This window comes from Neisseria sp. WLZKY-1 (genome assembly GCF_046546535.1).
Lineage (GTDB): Bacteria > Pseudomonadota > Gammaproteobacteria > Burkholderiales > Neisseriaceae > Neisseria.
On record NZ_JBKGTW010000096.1, the window covers coordinates 1 to 2,096 of the forward strand.

A 2,096-nucleotide genomic window follows, 5' to 3' on the forward strand; every position below is an offset into this window, starting at 1 on the left:
CGCAAAAAGGGCATTTTTTGTGTTCAAAGGTTTTGACTCCGCTTAAAGTCTTGTAGCATAAGGCTTGCGGGGGTTTTGGGCAGTAAATTTGTTACTTACGCCAACTTTGAAGGTCTAACCATGGCATACTCTGAGGACTTAAGAAACAAAGCTTTAAACTATTACGAACAATGCAAAAACATCAGCCAAACCGCAGCAACGTTTAACTTGTCAAGAAACACGCTTTACCTGTGGATTCGCCTTAAAAAACAAACAGGCAGCCTAAAACATCAAGTTACCGGTCTAAATGCCGTTAAATTGGATAGGCAAAAACCGGCTCAATATGTTGGGCAACACCCGGATGCCTATCTGCATGAAATCGCCAAACATTTTGATTGTACGGCAGCCACCGTTTGCTATGCACTCAAACAGCTGGGAATGACGCGCAAAAAAAGACCACCACTTACAAAGAACAAGACCCGGCCACAGTAACGCATTATTTGACACAGCTGGCCGGATTTTCCGACTACCAACGTGTTTATTTGGATGAAACAGGATTTGACCGCTACCTGTTCCGTCCCTATGCCCGCAGCCTGAAAGGGCAAATAGTGAAAGCGCAGATAAGTGGAAAAAGATACCAACGCTTATCTCCAGTGTCCGCACAAGTCGGCAACCGGCCGATTGCTCCGATGGTTTATCAAAATACGATGACCGGAGTCTTTTTTGAAGCGTGGTTTCAGCAATGCCTACTGCCCGCATTGACTCAAAAATCGGTGATTATTTTAGATAATGCACGATTTCACCGTATGGGCGTCTTACGGGAAATGGCGGAAAAATTGGGACATAAGGTATTGCCTCTTGCACCTTATTCACCTGAGCTCAACCCGATTGAGAAGGTGTGGGCGAATATTAAGCGGTATCTGCGAACCGTATTGTCTGATTACGCCCGATTTGACGATACGCTACTGTCCTACTTTGATTTTAATTGACTATATATGGAGTAAATCATCGTGATTTATTTTAGAAAGGCGGATGAAAAAGATCTTGCCGCTGCAGCCTCGGTTTTAACTGCTGCTTTTGCCGGGCATGAGGTTTATAGGAAAAAATTCCGTCCTCTGTTTGGCAGCAGCCAGTCCTATGTTGACTTTCTAAATAAACTGCATGCAGTTATGGTTAAGGTAGCGATGCGTCATCATATCTGCCTGCTCGCTGAAGAGGACGGCCGTCTTCTGGCAGTCGCTACCATTCATAAACTTGGCTGCCATCCTGTCAGTACGCTTTCATTTTTGTGGGCAGGAGCTTGGAGGATGTGGAAATATATCAGCCAGCTTCTAGTCTTTCAAAAAGTCTTCGGGGAAGGTAGTAAAGAAGCTAAGAGAATTGGCGTTCGAAGCCTTTATCTTGAACTGCTGGGCGTGATGCCTGATTGTCAGGGCAAGGGGGTCGGCGGTCTTTTTATAGCAGAGGGACTTGAGGCACTTGCCAAAGAGGAGAAAAGTCAGCGTATTACCTTGATTACCCATACAGAAAGCAACTGCCGTTTTTACAAAAAGAACGGGTTTCGGCAGCTGGATGTTCGTGATGTTGAAGGTGTCAGAACATGGACTTTCGAGAAGCCCTTGGCCGATATTGGTACTCTTTGATATTTGGTAATTTTTGAGAGAGCCTATCCGGAATTTTGTGTGTGAGGGCATACCATGACATCTGACAGGAGGACGACGTATGCCGAGCAGAAAGACCACCCGTGCCGCGAAGGCTGGATGCCCTGCATTCCCAAAACGAATAACGAAAGCCGCCGATACGGGCGGCTTTTCTGCGTTCTGTCGTCCCGTATGCGACGGTATAGTCGATTAAAATTGCAATGATACGGCGTTGGCTCGCCTTGACGTACTACCTGTACGCCTTGCGGCTCGCCGCCTTGTCTCATTTTTATTTTAATCGACTATATTTGCGTTGAAAAAGCATTATTGTACCCCGATGCTTTATAATGAAAACAGCAATAATTGCAAAACACTTTGGGGCTGTCCTAGATAACTAGGATAAATTATCTATTACCAATTGTTTCAAAATGGAAATTTGAACTTTTATTTCACTGTTGTTAAAACGCCATTCGCACT

The 2,096-nt window shown here is 45.0% G+C and carries 2 protein-coding genes and 1 pseudogene; 2 read left to right on the top strand and 1 reads right to left on the bottom strand.

Translation table 11 applies throughout. From position 1 onward, the window contains the following. Positions 1–120 precede the first annotated feature (120 nt). A protein-coding gene (locus ACLD9W_RS12250) for an IS630 family transposase (protein ID WP_410842271.1) occupies positions 121–968 on the top strand; the annotation gives its coding sequence in 2 pieces (ribosomal slippage) (positions 121–436 and positions 436–968; 849 coding nt in all). 21 nt (positions 969–989) lie between these two features. Next, entirely contained in the window at positions 990–1,622 is a 633-nt protein-coding gene (locus ACLD9W_RS12255) for a GNAT family N-acetyltransferase (protein WP_410842272.1), read from the top strand. Between the two features lie 391 nt (positions 1,623–2,013). Here the strand turns inward: ACLD9W_RS12255 and ACLD9W_RS12260 are convergent. Beyond that, positions 2,014–2,096, bottom strand: a pseudogene (locus tag ACLD9W_RS12260) (IS1595 family transposase); the annotation flags it as partial.